21 protein-coding genes are annotated in these 23,580 nt (G+C 56.3%); 13 read left to right on the plus strand and 8 right to left on the minus strand.

The annotated features are described in order from the left end of the window. From EXQ56_04025 to EXQ56_04050, 6 genes are all read right to left on the minus strand, one after another. Positions 1-1,244 (minus strand): FAD-dependent oxidoreductase (locus tag EXQ56_04025; protein ID MSO19618.1); only part of this gene is annotated, 1,244 nt, incomplete at its 3' end. A gap of 59 nt (positions 1,245-1,303) precedes the next feature. Continuing rightward, on the minus strand, positions 1,304-2,689 hold the full coding sequence (locus EXQ56_04030) for a carboxymuconolactone decarboxylase family protein (protein ID MSO19619.1): 1,386 nt from the start codon (positions 2,687-2,689) through the stop codon (positions 1,304-1,306). Between the two features lie 79 nt (positions 2,690-2,768). After that, the gene (locus EXQ56_04035) at positions 2,769-4,100 is read right to left on the minus strand and encodes a hypothetical protein (GenBank protein MSO19620.1); all 1,332 of its coding nucleotides are present in this window, start codon (positions 4,098-4,100) and stop codon (positions 2,769-2,771) included. Between the two features lie 48 nt (positions 4,101-4,148). Next, positions 4,149-4,976 carry a MoxR family ATPase gene (locus tag EXQ56_04040; GenBank protein MSO19621.1) on the minus strand — a complete coding sequence of 276 codons (828 nt, stop codon included), beginning with the start codon at positions 4,974-4,976 and terminating at the stop codon, positions 4,149-4,151. 187 nt (positions 4,977-5,163) lie between these two features. After that, on the minus strand, positions 5,164-6,414 hold the full coding sequence (locus EXQ56_04045) for an aminotransferase class I/II-fold pyridoxal phosphate-dependent enzyme (GenBank protein ID MSO19622.1): 1,251 nt from the start codon (positions 6,412-6,414) through the stop codon (positions 5,164-5,166). Between the two features lie 210 nt (positions 6,415-6,624). After that, a complete protein-coding gene (locus EXQ56_04050) occupies positions 6,625-8,355 on the minus strand; it encodes an HD domain-containing protein (protein ID MSO19623.1) in 1,731 nt (576 codons plus the stop codon). A 368-nt stretch (positions 8,356-8,723) separates the two neighbouring features. Between EXQ56_04050 and EXQ56_04055 the strand changes: the two genes are divergently transcribed. From EXQ56_04055 to EXQ56_04110, 12 genes are all read left to right on the plus strand, one after another. Beyond that, the gene (locus EXQ56_04055; protein MSO19624.1) at positions 8,724-9,344 is read left to right on the plus strand and encodes an NADH-quinone oxidoreductase subunit C; all 621 of its coding nucleotides are present in this window, start codon (positions 8,724-8,726) and stop codon (positions 9,342-9,344) included. Positions 9,345-9,434: 90 nt separating this feature from the next. After that, positions 9,435-10,580: an NADH-quinone oxidoreductase subunit D gene (locus EXQ56_04060; GenBank protein MSO19625.1), complete on the plus strand. Its 1,146-nt coding sequence runs from the start codon at positions 9,435-9,437 to the stop codon at positions 10,578-10,580. Between the two features lie 52 nt (positions 10,581-10,632). After that, a complete protein-coding gene (locus tag EXQ56_04065) occupies positions 10,633-11,814 on the plus strand; it encodes an NADH-quinone oxidoreductase subunit H (protein MSO19626.1) in 1,182 nt (393 codons plus the stop codon). Between the two features lie 44 nt (positions 11,815-11,858). Beyond that, entirely contained in the window at positions 11,859-12,374 is a 516-nt protein-coding gene (locus EXQ56_04070) for an NADH-quinone oxidoreductase subunit J (protein MSO19627.1), read from the plus strand. 76 nt (positions 12,375-12,450) lie between these two features. Beyond that, positions 12,451-12,759 carry an NADH-quinone oxidoreductase subunit NuoK gene (gene nuoK / locus EXQ56_04075; protein ID MSO19628.1) on the plus strand — a complete coding sequence of 103 codons (309 nt, stop codon included), beginning with the start codon at positions 12,451-12,453 and terminating at the stop codon, positions 12,757-12,759. A gap of 27 nt (positions 12,760-12,786) precedes the next feature. Further along, complete coding sequence (locus tag EXQ56_04080; protein ID MSO19629.1) at positions 12,787-14,835, plus strand: NADH-quinone oxidoreductase subunit L; 2,049 nt, start codon at positions 12,787-12,789, stop codon at positions 14,833-14,835. Between the two features lie 58 nt (positions 14,836-14,893). Next, the gene (locus EXQ56_04085) at positions 14,894-16,477 is read left to right on the plus strand and encodes an NADH-quinone oxidoreductase subunit M (protein ID MSO19630.1); all 1,584 of its coding nucleotides are present in this window, start codon (positions 14,894-14,896) and stop codon (positions 16,475-16,477) included. An 85-nt stretch (positions 16,478-16,562) separates the two neighbouring features. Next, a complete protein-coding gene (locus tag EXQ56_04090; GenBank protein ID MSO19631.1) occupies positions 16,563-18,050 on the plus strand; it encodes an NADH-quinone oxidoreductase subunit N in 1,488 nt (495 codons plus the stop codon). A 24-nt stretch (positions 18,051-18,074) separates the two neighbouring features. Beyond that, positions 18,075-18,341: an AtpZ/AtpI family protein gene (locus EXQ56_04095; GenBank protein ID MSO19632.1), complete on the plus strand. Its 267-nt coding sequence runs from the start codon at positions 18,075-18,077 to the stop codon at positions 18,339-18,341. A gap of 3 nt (positions 18,342-18,344) precedes the next feature. Beyond that, positions 18,345-18,878 carry an ATP synthase subunit I gene (locus tag EXQ56_04100; protein ID MSO19633.1) on the plus strand — a complete coding sequence of 178 codons (534 nt, stop codon included), beginning with the start codon at positions 18,345-18,347 and terminating at the stop codon, positions 18,876-18,878. Between the two features lie 2 nt (positions 18,879-18,880). Continuing rightward, complete coding sequence (atpB, locus tag EXQ56_04105; protein ID MSO19634.1) at positions 18,881-19,621, plus strand: ATP synthase F0 subunit A; 741 nt, start codon at positions 18,881-18,883, stop codon at positions 19,619-19,621. Between the two features lie 117 nt (positions 19,622-19,738). Further along, on the plus strand, positions 19,739-20,050 hold the full coding sequence (locus EXQ56_04110; GenBank protein MSO19635.1) for an ATPase: 312 nt from the start codon (positions 19,739-19,741) through the stop codon (positions 20,048-20,050). A gap of 103 nt (positions 20,051-20,153) precedes the next feature. Here the strand turns inward: EXQ56_04110 and EXQ56_04115 are convergent, their stop codons facing one another. Together EXQ56_04115 and EXQ56_04120 are read right to left on the minus strand one after the other, a co-directional pair. After that, a complete protein-coding gene (locus tag EXQ56_04115; GenBank protein MSO19636.1) occupies positions 20,154-21,341 on the minus strand; it encodes a glycosyltransferase in 1,188 nt (395 codons plus the stop codon). Between the two features lie 27 nt (positions 21,342-21,368). Continuing rightward, positions 21,369-22,586, minus strand: coding sequence for an aspartate aminotransferase family protein (locus EXQ56_04120; protein ID MSO19637.1), 1,218 nt, complete (start codon positions 22,584-22,586; stop codon positions 21,369-21,371). 318 nt (positions 22,587-22,904) lie between these two features. On the opposite strand from EXQ56_04120, the gene EXQ56_04125 reads away from it, so the two are divergent. Continuing rightward, positions 22,905-23,474, plus strand: a complete 570-nt coding sequence (locus EXQ56_04125) for a hypothetical protein (protein MSO19638.1) — start codon at positions 22,905-22,907, stop codon at positions 23,472-23,474. Positions 23,475-23,580: the final 106 nt, after the last annotated feature.

A 23,580-nucleotide genomic window follows, 5' to 3' on the forward strand; every position in this document is an offset into this window, starting at 1 on the left:
ATATCGCCGTAGTGCGTGCCGTAAGGCCAGCCATCGGAGTCCTCATTGTAGAATCGCTTGCCCATCTGGTTCACCATGATTAGCGTGGACCAGTTGCTGACGCGCAGCCCCGTGGCGCGGGCCAGTGGGAAGATGGGGCTGTCCGGCGTCCAGCCGACATAGAGATATTGCGCGCCGATCAAGTCGCGTTTGCGAATCGCTCCGTTGCGCTCCAGCGTTTGGTTCGCAGTGCCCCACAACGAAGCGCCCAGGGCCATGGCGGCCATCTCGCCGCTGCCATCCTGCGATGAGAACGGCTCGCCGGCGAGTTGGAATTCCTCGGTGAGGCGAGGGTCGAAGATGCGCCGGAAATTCACATTGCCCGAGTTGCCGCCCGTGGTAACGATAATGCTCTTCTTCGCTCTGACGGTAACGGTGGGCGTGGTCCGCGCGATCAGCCCGTCGGAGCGAAACGGCTTCATCGGCGTGGTGCTGCCCGGAAGAAACTTCGGCGTGTAGCTGGCCTTGATGCCCACGACGCGGCCCTCGGTGGGCTTCTCGCGGTAGATGACGTCCATGTGGTAGTTCAGCAGAAACTGCACGCCTTTTTTCTTGGCGCTGTTTTCAAGCGCGCGATAGATGGTGGTGCCGCCGCCGCCGCGCGGACTCTCCCAGCTTTGTCCCTTGGTCCAGCGGGCGTAATTCTCGCGCGGCGCGGAGTTCCCGATGGCGTGTCCGCCCGCAACGGCCGGCTTGATGTCATCGAAGACGACGCCGTTCTCGATGAGAAATTCAAAAGTCTGCGCTTCATTGTCCGCCAGCGCGCGTTGCACGCTGCGGTCGTTGAAGCGATAGTCGGGCATGCCATTCGTTTCCAACACCGACCAGTCGGTGAGGTCCTTGAAGAGGATGTCGGGCGAGTCTACGACGTTAAACTTCTTCTGCGCGCTGGTGCCGCCGCCAAGAGGGACCTGGCCGCCGTTCAGAATGCCGTGGCCACCGATCTCATAATTGGCTTCGATCACCAGCACCGTGGCGCCCTGATCGCGCGCGCGGATGGCGGCAGGCAGTCCTGTGGCGCCCGCGCCAATGATCACCACGTCGGCCTCCAAATCCCATCGAGTGGGGGTGGCCGTCGCAGTGGATTGCTGGGTCTGCGCTGGAACGGCCGATATCGCCGCCGCTCCAGCCAGCGCTGCGGCTCCCGTGCCTGCACTGCGGACAAATTCTCTGCGGCTGACTTGCTTTTTGTCTTTTTCGCTCATCTTCATGTACCTCACGTAGTCCGATTAGTTGCGCGTGTTGCAGACACACCGGAGCCCAATCAAGAGACGGGTAGGCGTGGTTCCAGATTATACGGCAAATGCACGTCCATTGTGTGCAACAGAATTGCCGAGCGTATGTAGTTCCCCATCAGTCGGGCCAGATCGATCAAGTTCTTCCTGCCCAGATGTTGCAACGCCGCCGCGAACGTTTCAGAGCTGATCCTGTTGGTTTGCAGAACTTCGCGGCCAAGCCGGATGATGGCGGCTTCCTTGGCGAAGACACCGCCAAGCGGTTTGCGATTGCGGATCACGTCGATAATGGCGGGCTCCAATCCTTCCTGCAACGCGACCGGCTCGTGCATTCCCCACTCGAAGACCTGATCGAACTCGCGCGCGACCACCAGCCGCGCCAGTTCCTGGAGACGGCGGTCGACTTCGGTCTTAGCCAAGTCGCGACTTCCGTGCAGGCCCAGCCCGCCGGGGCATTGCAGTCCGGCGAGCGACGTGGTTTTCGGCGAGACCCGTTCATCGTAGTCTCGTTTGCCTTCCTCGTCCAGATCATCACGGCGAATGAGCGGGATGCGGCTGCGCGAGTCAGGGAAGACATCGGGCGGCAGTGTCTTGTCGTATTGTGCGAGCGTGAGTTGCTTTGCCGGAACCTCTGGGCCAGTGGGTTTGCCTGGCATCGGTAGCAGCGGTGGGCGGTTATAAGGCAGATGCACGTCCACCATGTTCAGCAGGATCGCGGTGGTCGCGTAGCCGCCCATCAGGTCGCATAGGTCGATCAGATTTCTGCGGCCCATGTGCTTCAGTGCCTCGGCAAACGTCTTTGAACTGACTCGGTGGTTCTGAAAGAACTCGCGGCCCAGTTGAATGACGGAGGCGTCTTTCGGTGGGATGTTCGAAGAGAGAGGCCGGTCATGCCGAATCACATCAATGATCGCCGGGTCGAGCCCTTCCTTCAGCGCCACGGGCTCGTGCATGCCCCATTCGAAGACCTGATCCATTTCGCGCGCGACCACTAAGCGAGCCAGTTCCTGTGTGCGGCGATCTACCTGCGTCTCGGAGAGATTGCTGCTGGCGTGAAGGCGAATCCCACCCGGACCTTTCATGCCAGCCAAAGATGTTGAGTCGGGTGAGACGCGCTCGTCGTAGGCTTTCTTTCCGACATCGTCGAGATATTCACGGCGGGCGAGGGGAATGCGGCTGCGTGAGTCCGGGAAAACATCTTTAGGAAGCGAAGAGTTGTATTGCTCCAGCGTGAGTGGTCGCGCCGGGGTTTGCTCCTTGGGGGAAACACTTTGAGAGCATCCTGCCAGCACTCCTGCGGACAAGAGCGCGATGAATGCCGTGGTTCTAAAAAAAATCATTTTTGAAGGCTCCTGATTCGCGCTCAGAGTGGCTTTCACCAGTTTCTCCGGCATCAGCATTGCCAGCACACTCATATGGGAGACGACCACGCCTCAGAGTATTTGTCCAAAGCCATACCGAGTCAAGCAATTTTGTGTGGTGAATTGCGGAAGGTCAGACCTCTGTGGTCTTGCGGGGCGAGAACTGATTCATATGAGCGACGGCACGCTCGATGCCGCGGGGTGTGAGGGGGAACATGCGGGCGACGCTGCGAATGTCCTGAACGGTTTCCGTATGCGGCCATGCGCCTTCGCGCACAGGGTTTAGCCATGCCAGCCGGGGGAATGCCAGGGCGAATTCCAGCAGGTATTCAAAGCCCGAGATGCGCGCGCCGTAGCCATGCAACTCGTTAGGGGACATGCTGGCGTCGCCAACTATGAATACACTATGGTGCCGGCCTTCCTTGAGCAGTCTCTCGGTCATCACCGGGTGCTGCGTGCGGCTCTGGTCCTTATACACTGTCGCGCCGATGATGTTGTGGAAATAGAAAATCCGCAGGTCATGGCCGTAGCGTGTGTTCATCTTCTGGAAGAGCGCGCGGACATTCGGAACATACGGGTCCATCGAGTAGCCGCCGTTGTCGATGAACAGCATTACGTTGAGCTGGTCTTCGTCATCGGTTTTCAGGTAAGGAAGAAACAATCCGGCACGGCGGGCGCCCCGACGGATAGTCTCGTCGATATCCAGACTCACTCGCGAGCTACTCTCAGCGATGCCTTTCAGCGCAGCCAGCGCGGCATCCGTATTACTGTCACTCAGTATCTCATTCATGTTGAGCGGAAAGTATCTCGGGTCACTCAGTACCATGCGGGCAGTCATGTGAGTGGCTTCACCGCCGACGCGGATGCCGGTGGAGGCGCGCCCATTGTGTCCGTAAGGGCTGGTGCCTCGATTGCCGATGTACTTTTTCCCGCCGCTGTGGGCTTCTTTCTGCTGCTCTGCGATCTCCTTCATGCGCCGGATGATCTCGTCGAGGTCCTTGTCGGAATGATCGGAATCAACCCCGTCCTGCTCATCACCGGCGTCCAAGAAGGGGATATCCGCCTTGGACAGGTCGGTTCGCAGTTCTTCCAGTGCATTCGCCAGAGCCTGCAAATCTGGGCTTTGGTTGAGGACATGATCCAGAAACTCGTTTACTAATTGTGGAGTGGGCAACTGGCCCGGCGCCTGCTCGATGCGCCAGTTATAGAAAACATCAGAGAGGATGACGGCTTCGTCGAGCGCCTGTCCCTGCGGGATGTGGATATCAAGGAAGTGGCCGAAGAAGGCCACCGTATAGGGGCCTTTCTGGCGGGGTTGCTTGACGACCAGCCGCTCCGCGAAAGAGTATAGCCCGCCTAGATTGCGTATCAGCCCATGACTCATGAGCTGATAGAGTTGCAGGATGGTTCTCACATCCGCGGAGAGGCCATGCTGCTTTAGTACGGCTGGAAACCCACTGAACATAATATTGAGATAGTCTTATAGGAGTTAGTTAATGTGACTCAAGTAGAGTTAGTTATACTGTCCCGAAGAGCGACGCTCGAATAACTGAGTGACTCCGTGCTGTTGAATCTCAGAGAGACGCCGCAGGTCACCCTGGCTCTTGATGAGCGTGGAGGAGCCGGGCAGGCGATCGAGGTCGTCAGGCAAATGATTTTTTGCCGCCAAATAGGCGAACCAGTCGAGCATCTCGGCGGTTGCCGGAGCCTTTTCCAGTTTCAGGGCGCGCAGTTGGTAGAAGATGGTAACCGCCGCTTTCATCAACTGTTTGTCGGCAGCAGGATGATGCAGGCGGACGATGGCCTCCAGCCGTTCGGCGCTTGGAAAATTGATGTAATGGTAGATGCAGCGGCGCAGGAACGCGGCCGGGAGCGCCTGCTCGCGGTTGCTGGTGATGATGATGGTGGGCATCTGCCCGGCGGCGGCTTCAATGACTTCGCCGGTATGGGGCACCTGAATCTTTCGCTCGCTAAAAATATAGAGCAGGCTGTTTGAAAATTCGCGCTTGCCCTTGTCAATTTCATCGATCAGCAGCACGGAGCCGGGGTGCTGATAGGCGCGGGCGAGCGGGCCCAGGCGAACATAGTGACTCAGGTTATCCACCGAGCGCCCGCCGAGGTCAATGCGTTGCTGCTCGCCAGCCTGCTTCAACTGAGCGTTCAGGATGGCGGCTTGCGCGTCTGTGAGTCGTTGTATGTTGTCGAAATCGACGATTAACTGATCGATCTTACTTTCCGAAGTGACTGGGAATTCGTAGAGCGTGGTATTCAAGGATGCCGCAATCGCCTGAGCGAGGCGCGTCTTCCCCGTTCCCGGCTCGCCCTCGAGCAGCAAGGGCATACCCAGGGTGCGGGCGATGGCGACGGATTCAGCAAGTTCCGGGTCGAGCAGGTAGCGATCATTCCCTTGAAAGTCAGTCTTCAATTGCACAGCAAGTCACTCCGTCTATTCCATCAATAGTAGTTTGTATAGCTGACCTGGGCGGTTGCTGCCGCTCTGGCCCTGTCCTGGCCCTGTCTAACCTTGTCTAACCCTGTCCGGCGAAATCCCCAATCAAGCGGAGGGCCTTCTCGAGTACATCGTCCTGGGGAAGAAACACCACGCGGAAGTGGTCCGCTGCGGCGTGGTAAGCCGCCGGGTAAGCCTCCGCATTGGCTGGGCCGAAGCCCGAGCCGGGGACGACTATCACGCCGGTTTCGAGAATCAAATTGCGCACAAACTCGGTATCACTCTTCTTGGTCTTCAGTCGAGGGAAGGCGTAGAAGGCTGCCTGGGGGGCGACGCAACTGATATTAGGGAACGAATTCAGCACGGAAACGGTCAGGTCGCGGCGGCGGCGCAGCTTTTCCTTTACCACCTGGATGTGGCTCTGGTCGCCTTCGAGCGCGGGCTTAATGGCAAATTGCATCGGGTGACTTGCGCAGAGCCGCGCCCTCATCAGTTTCTGAATTGCTTCGCAGTAGTGGGCGACTTCCTGCTTCGGGCCGCTGACGATGCCCCATCCAATTCTAAATCCAGGAACCAGGTAGCCTTTGGATAGTCCGTTAAACGTAATGATCGGCAGGTCGGAGGTAAGCGAGGCCATTGGCACGAAAGGCTGGTCGCCGGGCTGGCCATCCAGGACCATTTTGCTGTAGATTTCATCGGCGAAGACAACCAGACCGTGGCGCGCGGCCAGTTCCAGGATGCCGCGCAGCGTGGCCACGCTATAGACCGCGCCGGTGGGGTTGTTGGGATTGATCACCACGATGGCGCGCGTCTTGGGATTGATCTGGCGGGCCATGTCAACCAGGTCGGGCTGCCAGCCGTTTGATTCATCCAGCCGGTAAGGGACTCCCTCCGCGCCGACCGATACCAGTGCGGCGTCGTATAGCGGGTAGCCGGGCGAGGGGAGCAGGATGTTTTCGCCCGGATCGGTGAGCGCGGCGATGGCCAGCTCGATGCCTTCGCTGACACCGGAGTTGGTGAACACATCCTGAACGTTGCGAATGCCATCGCGCTCGGCCTCGGCGCGAATGGCCTCCAGAGCCTCGGGGACACCAGCCGATGGCGCATATCCATTGCGACCGTCGAGCATGGCGCGGTGAGCGGCTGCAATGATGTGCGGCGGTGTGGGGAAATCGTAGAGGCGCGGGTCGCCGATATTCAGGCTGAGCAACTTCTTCCCGGCGGCGCGGGCCTGCTCGGCAATGAGCATCACGTCGCGGATGGCGTAACGGATCTGCTCAGTGCGTTTCGAGGGCCTGATTCCATGGGTCGAAGATACGAGTGCGCTCATGTTGTTACCCATCCGGAGGCTGCCATTATGCGGAGCGGCATGTCCGGGAGATTGTTCCTTTCCAGTCCAGCCAAATGAAATGGCCCCCAAATTTCAGTTGAAAACCCAGCTAGATTTAGTTTAGCAGAATTGCCTCATGTGGGATTGCGCATGAGGAATGCATTGTGCACGGCGAAAGGTAGGGCCAAAAGCAACTAGACTAACGTAAAGCTAGACCAGTGCCGCGGCTCGTTGAACTTTCAACAGCCCGCTTCCATAGACAGTTTCGAGTGCGGCGGTGGCATCGGCATTGAACTTCTGCCCGGCGCAGGAACGGATGTATTCAATGGCCACGGAAGGCTCCATTGCCGTTTGGTAGGGCCGGTGGGTGGTCATGGCGTCGAATGTGTCGGCCACGGAAATAATGCACGCCATCAACGGAATATCATCGCCTTTGAGTCCGTAGGGATAGCCGCGGCCATCCAGCCACTCATGGTGCAGCTCGATTCCAGGCACCATCTCCCGCAACTGTGCGACTCGGTTGGCGATGGCGGCACCTTTCTGCGGATGCTGCTTCATAATGGCGAACTCCTCGGGGGTCAGCATGCCCGGTTTCTTCAGGATTTTATCCTCAATGCCGATCTTGCCGATATCGTGCAGCAAAGCGGAAATACGAACGCGATCCACTTCTTCTTCGGGCATCTCTAGATGCCTGGCGATTAACACGGAGTAGCGCGAGACGCGTTCGGAGTGTCCGTGCGTGTAGGGGTCCTTTTCGTCGACTGCCGCGGCGATCATGCGGATCGATTCCATGAAGAGCTGCCGATTTTGCTCCGCTGACGTCTTCAATCTGTCGACGTAAAGCTCCAGATCGGCTGTCATGTGATTGAAGGTGGCGGCCATTTCGCCAATCTCTGTGCGGTTACGCAATTCGATGCGCTTGGAGAAGTCTCCTTGGGCGATGGCACGGCTGGCTTCGGTTAAAACACGGATGGGTCTGACCACCCAGAGGCTCAAACCGTAGGATAGGCCGATGCACATGAGCAGCGCGACTACGGCCCAGGAAGTGGTGGCGGATATGACTTCACGAACGGCGGAATAGGCGTCGTCCCGCTTTTTTTGCGCGATGACTGCCCAGCCGACGGATTGCACCGGCCAGTAGGTTCCCACCATGGGAACTGCTTCGCCATTCTCTCCCAGGTTAAATTCGCTGGTTTCCGCTCCTTTTACATTGCCTTTCCAGCTTAGGAACATCTTGACGATGGGGGAGTTCTCCATGGATTGGCCGACGGATTGGTCCTGGACGTTGGGAGTCAGAACGAGCCGACCAGTGTTGTCAACGATGAAGGCGTGCAACCCGCTGGTGCTGCTGGAACGAAGGCGTTCCACCAGAAACTGAAGGTTCAGAACGACGGCGGTCATGCCTTGAAACTGATCATCTCGAATGATGGGGCGCGAGACCAGCATGGCGGGGAATAGTTCCTGGCCCCGGTTGACGATGACAGGATCACTCTGGAATTGGCGGCGTTGCTGGGCTGCCGTGAATCCGCGCTCCAATGTGCGGACCAGGAATAGATCGCTTTCAATATTGTAGTTGCCCGCCTGGATGCCTTTGCCTTGAGCATCCAACATGGTGGCGTAGATCACTTGGGTAGAGGAGCCCACCACCTGCTCCAGCATGGACCGCAGTTGTGGGTTCTGAAATTGATTCTGCCCTTTTACCAGGTCGGAGCGAGCATTCAACATGCCGTCCATGTTGTCCAGCATCTGGTTGAAGGTTTCTCGATATATAGCGATTTCTTCAGCGATCGACCGGGTGATCGTGTTCTGCAGGAGAATCTCATTTGTCTCCAGAGCCCGTCGGTTGATTTCCATAGTCTTGGAGGCATAGAAAATCAGAGGGCCGACGCTGGCCAGCAGCATCACCGCCAAAATAACGTAGAGCAGGCGAATCTGTTTCATTTTATCCAGCCGCCCCAATTTCTTTACATGCCAACCCGCGTTAAACCATCCAAACGGAACGGTCCTACGAGAATTTTAGGCAATCTAAACCCTGGCATCAAGCGGAAACAATGAAGGTTCGATGTTTCGGTAGGCCCTTTTTAGACACATGGAACAGCGGTTGAGGTATTCGATCCCATACGGCGAAGGATTTTATCTCAATTCATAGCTAACTCTGCTGCCAAAACGCGTTTCAGACATTCGCTTTTCACCAAAATATCGTTCCCGGAATGGAATCAACCGTTGACACCGATTTCCACGGTGTGATAAAAATTTAAGGTTCCACTGCAAGTAGCGGCAAATTCATAGGGATCAGCGAACAGGACCGGATGGCGGACGAAAAAACACTCGAACCTACAGGCGAGAAGCCTGCTCCGGCACCGGCCGCAGCAGCTGCAACTCCAACTCCACCACCGAAGCCGGTGGCCAAGGAGCCTTCGGCGCCTTGTGGCGATCCGTGGACGGGTGAGCTGGCCGAGACCGTCAAGCAGGCTTTTCCGGATCAGGACGTTCAGGCTTGGACATACCTCGGACAAAATTGTCTGATCGTTCCCCGGGAGACCATTCTCCAGGTTTGCTTATATTTGAAGAACGAAGCATCGTTTGCGTTGTTGGCCGATTTGACCGCTGCGGATTATCCCAAGCGCGAGCGGCGCTTTGATGTCATCTACCAGTTGTTCTCATTTACTCGCAATGAGCGTTTGCGCGTAAAGGCTTATGTTGGTGAAACGGAGTCCATCGAGAGCGTGATGTCCGTTTGGATTGGCGCCGATTGGATGGAGCGGGAAGTTTTTGATATGTTCGGTATCCGCTTTGATCATCACCCGAACATGAAACGGATTCTGCTTCCTGATGAATGGGAAGGGCACCCGCTGCGCAAGGATTACGGAATTTTGAAGCAGGATGAGAAGTGGGTGCGGGAGAATCTGCATATTCAGAGTGGGCAGTAGTGATTTTAAGTGTGGGCACGTAGATAGGGTTTGGGCACATAGAGAAATTATGCGATCTGGCAAATTACATCTTTCGGGGAGAATCGCTTAATGGCGACCACGCCTCCCGTCATCCCCCCACTGGCCCCCAACGCCACGTTCCTCGACACGAACGAGCTCGTCATCAACATGGGGCCGCAGCATCCGTCCACGCACGGCGTGCTGCGCGTGATCCTGAAGCTGGATGGCGAGAGGATATTGGGCACCGAGTGCGTGATCGGCTATCTCCACCGCGGGGTGGAGAAGATCGCCGAGAATCGCACCTACACGCAGTTTGCCCCCTACGTTGACCGCATGGACTACGTCGCCGCCGTTTCCAACGGGCTGGGCTATTGCGAGACCATCGAGAAGCTCCTGAACGTCGAGGCACCCCCGCGTGCCCGCTTCGTGCGCACCATCCTCACCGAGCTGAACCGGATCTCGAGTCACTTGCTTTGGCTGGGCACGCATGCCATCGATCTGGGAGCCATCACGCCGCTGTTTTACTGTTTCCGCGAGCGCGAGGAGATCCTTAAGATTTTTGAGAACTATTGCGGCGCGCGTCTCACTACACATGCATTCCGCATCGGCGGGCTGCAGTATGAGACCTACGACGGGTTTGATCAGCAGGTCCGGGCTTTCTGCAATCAGTTCATGGAGAAGATTGCCGAATATGAAACGCTGCTGACCGGCAACCGTATCTGGTTGGAGCGCACCAAGGGTGTCGGTATTCTTACCGCGGCAGAGGCCATTGATTTCAGTGTTACTGGCCCGCTATTGCGCGCCAGTGGCGTGAAGTTTGATCTGCGCAAAGCTCAACCCTACGCGGCCTATGCCGAAGTTGATTTCGATATTCCGGTCGGCGAGAACGGCGATACGTTTGATCGTTACGTGGTTCGTATGGAAGAGATGCGGCAATCGATCCGCATCGCCCGCCAGTGCCTGGACAAGCTGCCCGAAGGGCCCGTGATGGCCAAGGTGCCCAAGATCATGAAGCCGCCGGTGGGAGAGGTTTACCACGCCATTGAAGCCCCGAAGGGTGAGCTGGGCTACCACGTGGTCAGCGATGGCAGCACCCAGCCCTATCGCATTCGCGTCCGCCCGCCTTCCTTCATCAATTTGCAGGCGCTGGATCGCATGGTGCGTGGCCTATTGGTGGCTGATGTGGTGGCGGTGATTGGAACCATTGATATTGTTCTCGGTGAAGTGGATCGTTAAAGAAACGTGGCAACGAGATTTAGAAAGTATCGAGAGGATTTAAGTGTTGCAGATTCCTGCCGCAATTGAGCCGTTCATCTGGCCGTTCGTTTACGGCGCGGTCATCCTGCTGGTGTTCCCGCTGCTGGCGGGTTACATCGTGCTGCTGGAACGCAAGGTGATGGCGGACATTCAGGTGCGCCTGGGTCCTATGCGCGTGGGACCGCACGGCCTTCTGCAACCTTTGGCCGACGCGCTGAAGTTGCTGATCAAGGAAGATATTATCCCGACCTTGAGCGACAAATGGATATTTTGGATATCGCCCATTATTTCGGTAGTTACGGCTCTGGTGGCGGTCTTTCTGATTCCGATGAGCGATAAGCTGCCGGTCCCCGATACCAACATCGGTTTGCTCCTGGTTCTTTCGCTTACTTCCGTAGGCATTCTTGGGATCATTCTTGGTGGATGGAGTTCCAATAGCAACTACCCGCTGTTGGGAGCGCTGCGTTCGACGGCCCAGTTGGTAAGCTACGAAATAGCGCTGGGTTTCGCGCTGATCGGTGGCCTGATGCTGGCTGGAACTTTAAGTTTGCAGGGCATCGTGATGGCGCAGAAGGAACAAGGGATTTGGTTTGTCTTCTGCCAGCCCGTCGCCTTCGTCATTTATTTTATCGCCGCACTCGCCGAGACCAATCGCGCGCCGTTTGATATGCCGGAAGCCGAATCTGAAATTGTTGCGGGCTATCACACCGAATTCAGCGGTTTCCGTTTCGCTCTGTACTTTCTGGCTGAATACGCCAATATCGTGATCGTCTGTTCCATCATGACGATCCTGTTTCTAGGCGGCTGGCTGCGTCCGTTTCCAAATGTTGCGGCGCTTGAATTTCTTAACTTCGCCCCCGCGCTGGTTTTGCTTGGGTTAGGTGGGGCCTGCCTGATTGGTCTGGACCGCAAGCCCAGCAAGCCACAGAAACTGGGCATGGTCGGCCTCGGCGGAGCCTTTATTCTGGCAGGACTGGCCTGCCTGTTGCCGCCAGTGATGGAAGCCGTTCACGGCTTGTTTTGGTTTATGCTGAAGGTCTTCATGGGAGTTTACACCTTTATCTGGATTCGCTTTACGCTGCCTCGTTACCGCTACGATCAGTTGATGAACATCGGTTGGCGCTGGCTGATTCCCCTCGCCATCGCCAACGTGATCGTTACCGGTATCGTGATGCAGCGTGAACAGATTTTTGCCGCGTTTGGCCTGAGATAGGCCAGCGGTGAAAGAGACATAGTCGATTAGGATTCGGGAAGCTGATGCAAAGCGTACTGCCTAGTTTATTTTTTTATGCCCTGGCGACGATGATTCTCGTCAGCGCGGTGGTTACCATTACCCGCCGCAACGCGGTTCATGCCGTGATCTGGCTGATCTCGACGCTGCTGGGCATCGCGGGACTCTTTCTGCACCAGCACGCCGAGTTTCTGGCGGCGGTTCAGGTGATTGTCTACATCGGCGGCATCACCGTGCTGTTCCTGTTTGTGATCATGCTCGTTAATCTGGACGAGGCGGCGAAGAAAAAGCAGTTCTCTGGCCAGTGGAAGATCGTGGTCATCTGCGCTGGCGCACTGCTGGCCGAGCTGGGTTACTTCATATTCAAGGGTGCGGAAGGTTTTTATTTCGCTGAACCCGCCGGCGGATCGCTGCAACCGAACACCCAGTTGATCGCGCTGGCGCTTTATCGCGATTACTTGCTGCCCTTCGAGTTGGCCTCACTGTTGTTGTTGGTGGCGATGATCGGCGCGGTCGTGCTGGCCAAAAAAGATTTGAAGTAAGCGTTATCCCGAGTCATGCGGACACGGTAGGACTGGATCGATTGAAGGACCAAGAGTTTGAAGGAGAAGTTTCGCAATGCCCCCTGTACCCACCGCGCATTATGTGTTTCTGAGCGCGGCACTGTTCACCATCGGGATGATCGGCGTGCTGACACGCCGCAATGTCGTTATCATTCTGATCTCGATCGAACTGATGCTGAACGCGGTGAACATTAACCTGGTGGCGTTCTCCAATTTACTGCAATCGGTGAACGGACAGGCCTTCGCCATCTTCGTGATCGTGGATGCCGCGGCGGAAGCCGCCGTGGGACTGGGCATTGTGATTGCCCTGTTCCGCAACAAAGAAACGATACAGGCTGACGAAATTGATCTGATGAAATGGTAATGCGCCACTGGAAGCGCTAATGACGACATGAACTTTCTTGGACTCATCTGGATGATTCCGCTGTTCCCCGCCGCCGGGGCCGTGGCCATGCTGCTGTTTGGCAAGAAGTTGCCCAACTGGCTGGTCAGCATCATCTGCCCGGGCATGGTGTTTATGTCATTCCTGGTTTCAGTCGGAGCTGTCTATCAGCTTTCGTCCCTGCCGGAACGGCAATTCGAGAAAATTCTCTACTCCTGGGTTCCGGGTGCTTCTTTCCAGATGGCCAACGGCCAGTTGAGCAATCTCGGCGCTGACTGGGGCTTCCTGCTGGACCCTCTGTCTTCCATCATGATTCTTGTGGTAACCGGAGTCGGCTTCCTGATTCACGTTTACGCAACCGGTTACATGTCGCATGAAGGCGGCTTCTATCGCTTCTTCGGCTACTTGAATCTGTTCATGTTCTCGATGCTTACGCTGGTTCTGGCCAATAACTATCTCCTGTTGTTTGTCGGATGGGAAGGCGTGGGCGTCTGCTCCTATCTGCTGATTGGTTTCTATTTCCACAAGAAGTCCGCCTCCGATGCCGGCAAGAAGGCTTTCATCGCCAACCGCGTAGGAGATGCCGGAGTGGTCCTCGGCATGTTTACCATGCTGGCCACCTTCGGATCGATCCGTTACACCAACGTGATCGCGCAAGCCGGGAGCGGAAATTATCACCTCGGCGACGCCGCAATTACCGCGATTACGCTGCTTCTGTTCATCGGAGTAACAGGCAAGTCAGCGCAGGTGCCTCTTTACGTTTGGCTGCCGGACGCCATGGAAGGCCCCACGCCGGTCAGCGCGCTGATCCACGCGGCGACGATGGTCACGGCGGGCGTGTACCTCATGGTGCGCTCGAACATTCTCTATGTACTTTCACCGGACACCATGGCCGTGGTCGCCGGAGTCGGAGCATTCACGGCGATCTTCGCCGCAACCATCGGTATCGCTCAATATGACATCAAGCGCGTGCTGGCCTACTCCACCGTCAGCCAGCTTGGCTACATGGTGCTGGCCTGCGGCGTCGGCGCATTTGGCGCAGGCGTGTTCCATCTGATGACCCACGCTTTCTTCAAGGCTCTGCTCTTCCTTGGCGCAGGCTCCGTGATCCACGCCATGTCCGGCGAGCAGGACATGCGCAAAATGGGCGGGCTTGCGAAAAAAATTCCCTACACGCACGCGACCTTCCTCGTTGCCGCGCTGGCCATCATCGGCACTCCATTATTTTCAGGATTTTTCAGCAAGGACGAAATTCTCTGGCGGACCTTTATTAGTCCTGTCGGCTCAAGCATTTTGCTTTACGGCGTGGCCCTTATTACCGCCGGACTGACCGCCTTCTACATTTGGCGGCTGATGTTCATGACATTTTACGGGGAGTCACGCGTGGATCATCACGCAGCACATCATTTGCACGAATCGCCTCCCGTCATGACCATTCCGCTGATGGTCCTTGCCGTCCTGTCGCTCGCTGGCGGCTGGATCGGCTGGCCGACTGTGCTTGGTGGCAGCAACCATCTGGAGCATTGGCTGGAGCCGGTGCTGGGTCCCGGCGCGAAAATTCTGGAAGAGCACGCTGCGCACGGCGAACACGCTCACTCCACCGAGTACATGCTGATGGCGCTGTCGGTGATCGTCGCCTTTTCCGGTCTGTCTCTGGCCTACTATTTCTTCATCAAGAACCGCGCCGCCGGCGACAGCATCGCCCAGAACTTCAGCGGCGTGCAAAAACTTCTGGAAAACAAGTATTACGTGGACGAGGTTTACAACGCGGTGTTGGTGCGCGGCCTGGTGATGAATGGCGGCGAGGCCCTCAGCAAATTCGACGCGCGCATCATCGACGGTGGTGTGAATGGCGTGGCCTGGCTTACGCGCCTCATCTCTACTGTCTCCATGTGGTGGGATAAGTGGATTGTGGACGGCGCAGTGCGGTTGACTGCGCTGGTTGTTAACCTGACCTCCTACCCGGCGCGCATTCTGCAAACCGGGCGAGTGCAGCTTTATGCGTTTTCGATTTTGACCGGATTGCTGATTTTTTTCAGTTATTACCTGTTTAAGTAATCGGCAAACGACTGTGATTGACCGGGGATTAGACAAAGATTAGTCGAGGAATAGAAGAATGTGGTTCCATGATCATATCTTAAGCATCGTGATGTTCCTGCCGCTGGCGGGAGCGCTGCTCATGCTGTTTCTCCCGAACGAGAACAAGACCCTCATCCGCTGGTCGGCGAACGTCATCGCCTTCCTCGGCTTTTTGGTCTCGCTCCCGCTGGTCTTCTGGTTTGACAACAGTGACGGCGGCTTTCAGTTCATGGAAAGCGCGGAGTGGATCCCCTCCATCGGTGCGCGCTATGCGCTAGGCATTGATGGCATCAGCTATTTGCTGATCATGCTGGCGACCTTGCTGGGCTTCATTGGCGTGCTGTGCTCCTGGACCTACATCGAGAATCGAGTGAAAGAGTATTACATCTTCCTGCTGTTGTTGCAGACGGGCATGATGGGCGTCTTTATGTCCATGGACTTCTTCCTGTTCTACGTTTTCTGGGAAGTCATGCTGGTGCCCATGTATTTTCTGATCGGCATCTGGGGCGGCCCGCGCAAGCTCTATGCGGCGATTAAGTTTTTCCTCTATACGCTGTCCGGTTCCGTGTTGATGTTGCTCGGCATTCTGGCCATCTACTTCTGGAATCACAGCGTCTCCGGAGTTTGGACGTTTGATATTCCCACGCTCTCCAATCTGAGCATGCCGCTCAACCTGCAACTGTGGCTCTTCGCCGCCTTCTTCGTCGGATTTGCCATCAAGGTTCCCATGTTCCCCTTCCACACCTGGCTCCCGGACGCCCACGTGGAAGCGCCCACGGCTGGCTCCGTGATCCTGGCCGGCGTTCTGCTGAAGATGGGCACTTACGGTTTCCTGCGCTTCTCGCTGCCTATGCTCCCAGACGCCGCGCGCGACTCGCGGGTTATGACCGCCATGGTTACGCTTTCGTTGATCGGTATTGTTTACGGCGCACTGGTTTCTCTCATGCAGAAAGATTGGAAGAAGCTGGTCGCCTATTCTTCTGTCAGCCACATGGGCTTCATCACCCTGGGAATTTTCGTGCTGAACCCCAATGGCATCACCGGCAGCATTATCCAGCAGATCAACCACGGCATCTCGACCGGCGCGCTCTTCCTGCTAGTGGGTATTATCTACGAGAGGCGGCACACGCGAGAAATCGCGGAGTTTGGCGGCCTGTCGCACATCATGCCGGTTTACGCCACCATGTTCCTCATCGTTGCCATGTCCTCGTTGGGCCTGCCAACGCTGAACGGGTTCATAGGAGAGTTTGTGATTTTGCAGGGAGCATTTGAAGCCAATAGAACCTGGGCTGCCATCGGAACACTGGGTATTGTGCTCGGCGCGGCCTACCTGCTGTGGCTCTATCAGCGGACCATGTTTGGAACGCTCGACAATCCCAAGAACAAAGAACTCAAAGACGTCAATTTCCGCGAGGCGGTAACGCTGATTCCGTTGATCATCTGGGCATTCTGGATTGGCCTGTACCCCAAGCCATTCTTCGATGTGCTGGAGAAGCCCGTGCAGCGCATCGTGCGGCGCGTACGGCCCGACTATTACGCAGGCGGTGTATATACGCCTCCCCCTCCGGCGGCTCCGGAAGCAGCAGAGGAAGCTGGCGGCGGGGCCCCGGCGGAGCAGTAGCTCCCCATCATTACGTCGGGCAATAGGGCGGGGAAGCTCGAAAAGTTTCCCCATTTAGAAAACGGGACTACGTTAGATCGAAAATATGCTGAACGAATATTTCTCCTCGGTTGATCTTCTGGTGCTCAAGCCAGCCATCCTGCTCACGCTCTTCGCTATCGGCGTGCTGCTGACGGATCTGATGCTGGAACCAGAGCAGAAGTATCTCAACGCCGTCATGGCGCTGGCTGGTGTGGGCTTTGCCGCCTATAGCTTGGGGCCGTGGCCACTGGGCTTGCAGCACCAGATGGGTATGGCTGGCGTGGACGCCCTGGAGGCTTTCCGCGGCGCGGTCATTGTGGATAGTTTCGGCATCTACTTCATGTGGTTGTTCCTGATCGCCGCGGCTCTCTCCATTCTTATATCCATCCGCTATCTTGAAATTGAAGGCGAGAATCGCGGGGAGTATTACGCCATCATGCTGATGGCCACCGTGGGAATGATTTTTCTGGCCATCGGCATGGACCTCATCACGCTCTTCATGGGCCTCGAGCTGATGGTCATTTCGATTTATATTCTCACCGGCTATCTGCGTCGTGACCGCCGCTCGAATGAAGCGGCGCTCAAATATCTATTGCTCGGAGCGTTTTCCTCCGGCATTCTGCTTTACGGCATGTCTCTGCTCTATGGACTGAGTGGATCAACCGACCTGCGAATTATTGCGTCGTCCATTTCGCAACGCCCGGCTGGCGACCCGCTAGTGCTCATCGCTGTCATCACTATCTGCGGCGGCTTGTTTTTCAAGATCGGCGCCGTCCCATTCCACCAATGGCTGCCGGATGCCTATGAAGGCGCGCCGCATTGCGTTACCGCCTTCATGTCCGTGGGCCCCAAGGCCGCATCGTTTGCCTTTTTGATTCGCATGTTCCTGGTCCCGCTGGCCTCGGTGCGCGACGTATGGCTCCCCCTGGTGATTGGCGTGGCCATTGCCACCATGACCATCGGAAATCTCGCGGCCATCACGCAAACCAACGTCAAGCGCATGCTGGGCTATTCAGCCATCTCGCACGCAGGTTATATGCTGCTCGGCATCATCTCCGGCAATGAGAACGGGTTGAAGGGCATTGTGATCTATCTGATGGTCTACACTTTCATGAACCTTGGCGCGATGGCGGTGATTGTGGCCATGCGTCGCAAGGATATTATCGGCGATGAGATCGACGATTTTGCGGGCTTGATCTATAAGTCTCCAACGGCGGCCGTGCTGATGCTGATCTTCCTGTTGTCGCTTGCCGGAATTCCTCCCACCGCAGGGTTTATTGGAAAGTACTTCATCTTCTTATCGCTGATTGAGACGGGCCACTACGGGCTGGCGGTTGTTGCAGTCCTCTACGTTGCCGTTTCGCTCTACTACTACTTCCAGATTGTCACTTCCATGTTTACCCGCGAAGCCACCGACAACGTCGCGCCGGCAATGGCGCCCGGCATCCGTCTGGCGCTGGGCATCAGTTTGGCGATGACCTTGTTCATCGGCCTTTATCCTGATCCCATTATTAATATTGCGGGAAACACTGTCGCCTCCATTCTCCGCTAAGGTCTGCTGTACACTAGTGGCGGTATGACTTCCAACGATTCAATTCCAGGACCATCTGGTCCGTCTGCGCCGAATAAACAGCCGGTGAAGAAGACTTCCGCGTGGGGACAGGTTGCCCGCTACTCGGCGATTGGGATGACGATTCCTTCGCATCTGGTGGCCGGTTGGCTGATCGGCACATTCCTGGACTGGGTCTTCACGAAGACATACCTGAATATTGTTTTTGTCTTGGTCGGCATCGTCTCCGGGTTCATCGAAATGATCCGGCTGGCCAGCCGGGACACGGACTAGCCGATGCGCCGCGATCATCCCATCTCGCCATTTGCGGGAGAGCCTCCCACCCGTGATTTGGCTGAAGCCATTGCGCGCAGAACCCCGATCCCTCGGCAGGAATTGGCGCTGATCGAGGGATATGAACGCCGCATCCGGCGCGCCATGTGGTGGCTGAGTGCGGTCGGGATAGCTGCATTTTGGGTGTGGCGTGGATGGAGCTGGGCGGCTGGTTTTGCCGCAGGAGCCATTCTTTCCGGATTGAACTTTCATTGGATAAAATCCGCGGTGAATGTTATCACGGATGCCGTTACCTCCCAGGCGCGGGCCACGGCGCAAGAAGGCAGTCCGCCGCCAAAGACCAGCCAGGGGTACGCGATCGCGCGATTCATCTTCCGGTACGCGTTGATTGGCTTAGTAGGATATACTATATTGCTAAGTTCGGTCGTCAGCTTGACGGCCTTCCTGGCGGGACTCTTTCTGGCCATTGCGGCATTAATGGCGGAAGCGGCTTACCAGGTGATTCACGATCTAAATCAAAGTTTTAGGACTAAATAGTCATGGAACATCAGCAGTTGTGGTTCACCGCTTTGCTCAATAGTGTTCTGGGTGGTCCCATCGCCGCGTTGATGGCAGCGGTGGGCCATCCAGCCGCCGATCCGGCGCACCCCGTCGCCAACCACTATGCCATGCAGGTGTTCGCTGCTTTGGTCATCATGGTCATCCTTGGGGTGGTTCGAGCGGGAATCTCCATGGACCGGCCGGGCAAGCTGCAACAGTTCTTCGAGCTGATTATTGACGGCATTGACGGGATGCTGGATGACATCGTGGGCCACGGGGCCAGGAAATTCATCCCCTTGCTTTTCACCCTGGCAGTGTTCATCTTCCTGTGCAATGTTTTGGGAATCATCCCAACCCTGGCCACGCCCACCGATCAGATTTCCGCGACGCTGGGATTGGCGATGGTGGCTTTTGTTTATTACAACTACTGGGGCATTCATCATCATGGCCCGTGGGGATACATCAAAGCTTCTTTCATGGGACCGATGTGGGCGATTGCTCCGCTCATGCTGCCAATTGAACTGGTCAGCCACGCGGCTCGGGCGCTGTCACTTTCCGTGCGCCTTATGGCCAATATGATCGCGGGACACAACATCACGCTGATCTTCGCAGGTTTGGTTCCACTCGGATTGCCTATAATGTTCGAGGGTCTTCATATGTTTGTCGGACTATTGCAGGCGTACGTTTTCATCATGCTGACCACGGTTTATTTGGCCGGCGCAGTCGCTGAAGAGCACTAAACCAATTTCATTTTAATCGGCTTTTTCCGTACAGCCCGCAGCGTGAGGCTCCATAGCAAGAGGGGTGTGGAGCAACCACCCACTGAAGGGCGATTCATTGATCGATAAGGAGCACGCATGAAGAAAATGATGTATTCACTGGCATCGCTGGCCATGCTGGCCGGCGCCACGCCCGCCTTCGCGCAGGAAGCTGCCGGCAGCGGAATGGGCGCGGCCAACTGGGTCGCCATCACCGCCGGATTCGCCATGGCCATTGCCTCGGGGCTATGCGGGCTGGCGCAGGGCAATGCCGCTGCGGCCGCCGCCGAAGGCATGGCACGCAATCCGGGAGCCACCGCCGGCATTCGCCTGGCGTTGATTCTCGGACTGGCTTTCATCGAATCACTCGCTTTGTACACCTTCGTTATCATTTTCATCAAAGTGGCCTAAGTTTTAGGGCACTGGAAGTGGACCAATCATCCATCCGGGACGTCCGATTCTTTCGGGCGTCCCATTGCTTTTTGAATTCGCCGTAAATTTCACCAGCGCATTTCTAATGCTTTCTTCCAGCGTAGTCCACTCGTTGTAGTTTGCCGCCTGGAAGCACGGTGAACCGCTCGCCCCGCCACTCCACCTGCTTGCCGAAAAATGCCGCCAGCCAGATCAGAAAACTCACTGCATCCTGCACCGGGAGCAACCAACTGGATCTCGCAAATGTGCGGTCCTGCAGGACGAGCGACGCGGTGATCGCGGCCAGCAAATAGCGGCCCGTCAGGCCCAGCATGACGAGGATTGCTGTGAGCAAGCTGTCTGGGGGAGACACCAGCCAAGTTAATCCCGCCAAGGGCAGCGTGTGCATAAATACCTGGCCGACATACCCGGCGGGCCTCGAACGGCGGGAGCTGCGTTCCCAGCGCAGGCTGTGTGAGATCGCGTGAGCAAACGAATCGTTATAAACAAGGTGTTCCGGGATCGTGTTGGAAATCTCCACTCGGTGCCCCATCCGCGCGACTTGTTCGCCGAGAATAAAATCGTCGGCGAGATAATCCCCCAGTATTGTGAACCCGCCCATCTGTTCGACAAGAGTCTTTCTGACGGTCATCGTGGGGCCAAGGGAGAACTTGAGACCGAGCAGAACCCAAGCGGACAGCACGCCCGGAATAAACTGCGTGTTCATTCCAAAGGTTTCAAGCTGCGACCACAGCGTTGTGCCCGGAACACCGCGCGAAAGTACGGTGGTCATGCCCACGCGAGAATCGCTCAACGGCGCAACCACACTGCGCAGATAATCGGGCGCAACGCGCACGTCGCTGTCGCTGATGACCAGGACCTCGTGCGCGGAAGCCTCCATCATCGCCTCCATGCCATGCACCTTCGCATTGAGATATTTCGGAGAGCCAATGAGCAACAGTCTGGAGGGAACGAATGGATACTGGGCCTGCAACCGGCGCACAATCTCCACAGCGGGATCTGATTCCTCACGGGCGGAGAACAATATTTCGAAGCAGGGATAATCCTGCTGATAGAAACTGCGCAGATTCTCTTCGAGCTCGCGGTCCGCGCCGTATACGGGTTTCAGTAAGGAGACGGGCGGAGTAAAAGCCGCCAGCGGAGCCGCCAAGGAAGACTGCTTGCGGCGATTCAGGAAACGGATCGCGCCGAAGATGGCGATTGCGCAGTAGGCCAGAGACCCGCAGGTGAGCGCGGCCAATATCCAGTAGCTGAAAGTCAGAATACTCACCGAGTATCTCGCGTGGAGGCAGAAAAATTACCGAGCCGCGGCCTCTGTAAAGAGCGAATCCAATATCTTGCAGGCCTGATCGATCAATTTTTTGTCAACGATCAATGGTGGCAGAAAGCGGATGACGGTCTCATGGGTGCTATTCAGGATTATGCCGCGCTCGAGTCCGCTAATTACGATTGGCTTGCTGGGACGGTCGAGTTCGACAGCCAGCATGAGGCCCCGCCCGCGCACCGAGAGGATCATGGCGTGCTTCTTCTGAAGCTGTTCCAGCCGCTTCTTGAAATAAGTTCCCATCTTTCGGGTATTCTGTAGAATTTTCTCGTCCTTCAATACGGCTAAAAACTCCAGCGCGACGCGGCAGGCCAGCGGACCTCCGCCAAACGTGGACCCGTGCATGCCGGGGACAAAGTTTGCCGCAGCTTCTTCGCGGGCTAGGAACGAACCCAGCGGGAGTCCGCCGCCGATGGGCTTGGCCAGCACTACGATGTCCGGCTTAACACCGAATGCATGGGTTGCCAGATAATCTCCCGTGCGCCCAAGGCCAGTTTGAATCTCGTCGATAATCAGCAGCGCGTTATGCTTCTTCGCCAGGGCTGATGCAGCACGCAGATATTCCCTGGTGATCTCAAAGATTCCACCCTCGCCCTGAATCGGCTCGAGCAGAATGCCGCAGGTATGGTCATTCACGCTGGACTGAAGGGCTGCAATGTCGTTCATGCGGACAAATTTGAATCCCGGCACCAGAGGCTCGAAAGGCTCACGATACTTGACATTGCCGGTAGCGGAAAGCGCGCCGAAGCTGCGTCCGTGAAATGAATTTTCGAGGGCGACGACTTCATACTTGTTCTTATTGATCTTTACGCCATGGGCGCGAGCCATCTTGAGTGCGCCCTCCACAGCCTCAGTGCCGCTGTTACAGAAGAAGACGCGGTCCATTCCCGTGATCTTTTTGAGCGCCGCCGCCAGAGGCGCCTGATACTCGTGATAGAAGAGATTCGAGGTGTGAATCAACTTGGTAGCCTGCTCGCGAATCACCTTGACCAGACGCGGATGCGAATAGCCGAGGGCGTTAACCGCCAGTCCAGAAACGAAGTCGAGATACTTTTTCCCATCGGTGTCCCAGACCCAGCAGCCCTTTCCGCGCGCCACAATCAGATTGTAGCGGGCGTAGGTCTGTATCAGGTGCTGCTGCTCGCTCTCGACGACATTTGTTTTTTTCTTCCGCAATTTAGCCTGAGCCATGGTGCATCCGCCCCTGGTTATTTTGTTCTAAATAGACCATCCATCGATCAGTTTACTAGCAGTGACGAGCTTGGCGACAAAATGTATAATTATACACGTCTATGAATATATACACATTTCGGTTGGAAGCGTCAAGCGTGAAGTTGGTGCCGAATCAGTCTGCTGCCGCCCTCTCATTCAAATTAGTGAGTATTCCGATTCGGGTCCTTTCTTGTCAACAGAAAATCGGATGGGCGCGGATATATTGGTGAACAGCAGTGATAGAGTGGCACTTGCCTGTCATCAGGCTGGAGTAACTTTGTTAGCAGGACGGGCTGTTTGATGGACTCTTGGAAGGAAGGCTGGCAGCCGGTTTCCAAACCGGCCTTCATAGGCTGGACGGCTTTCTATTCTCTCTTCTTACTGCACGCCGCCACCAACCGAGATGGTTTCCTGGTTGTGGATCAAGTAAACCTGATTGTTCATGAGGCTGGCCATCTGCTGTTTGGTTGGCTTGGACAAACTCCAGGCGTGTGGGGAGGGACGTTGTTTGAATTGATCGTGCCCGCGGCCCTCGCGATCCACTTTGGACTTCGCCGCGAAGCGACTGGCGTTGTTTTTTGCCTTTTTTTCTTCTTCGAGAACTTTCTTTACATATCCGTATACATGGCAGATGCACGGGCGCAGGTCTTGCCATTGGTTACGGTGGGCGACCCGGAAATGGGGTCGCACGATTGGTTCGCGATTTTTTCCTCTCTTGGACTCTTGTACTACGATACCGGGATCGGACGATTCGTGTGCATGGTTGGTTGGCTGGGAATGCTGGCCGCGATCGTGTTGCTATGGTGGTTTTACCAGGCAGGGAAGCAGCTCCAGGATGAGCGCCAAAGCAGCCAGGCCCCTGCGTAGTCGAAGACCTCCGCATGATGCAAACCGGCACAAAGGTACCTGTATTTGCAATTGCCCATTTCTTGATAGATGGTGAAAGGCATATAATACAGAATGATCTTTCTGT

Source organism: Acidobacteriota bacterium, from assembly GCA_009691245.1.
GTDB lineage: Bacteria > Acidobacteriota > Terriglobia > 2-12-FULL-54-10 > 2-12-FULL-54-10 > SHUM01.